Raw genomic sequence first — 320 nt, 5'->3', positions numbered from 1 at the left:
TTCAGCAGGCCGAGACCGGAGATCCACATCTTGGCCGGAGAGAAGGTGTGCATCCAGCCGATGAGACCGACGCACTCGGCGGTGGCGTTCGCGTCCAGCACGAGGGCTGTTATCGCCGCCGAGTCCGTCAGGACGGGCTTCCACACCACACGCACCGGCGAACCGGCTGCCGCAGCCAGCCGCCTGGCGATCTCCTGCGACTGCTCGGCGACCTGCTGCAGAGTGTCCTCGCCGTACAGGCCCTGGCTCCCGGTGAGGAACCACACCTCACGCTGGTCGGACGATGTCATGGTTCAGACTCCCCACGCGGTGGACGGCCC

The 320-nt window shown here is 67.5% G+C and carries 1 pseudogene; it reads right to left on the bottom strand.

The annotated features are described in order from the left end of the window. Positions 1-290: pseudogene (locus tag JT723_RS34710) on the bottom strand (L-arabinose isomerase); the annotation flags it as partial. Between the last annotated feature and the right edge of the window lie 30 nt (positions 291-320).

Origin of the sequence: Actinacidiphila bryophytorum (genome assembly GCF_016916835.1) — a bacterium.
In the GTDB taxonomy this organism is placed as follows: domain Bacteria; phylum Actinomycetota; class Actinomycetes; order Streptomycetales; family Streptomycetaceae; genus Actinacidiphila; species Actinacidiphila bryophytorum.
The sequence above is the reverse complement of the archived record's forward strand: the minus strand, read 5'-3'. Positions and strand labels throughout refer to the sequence as shown.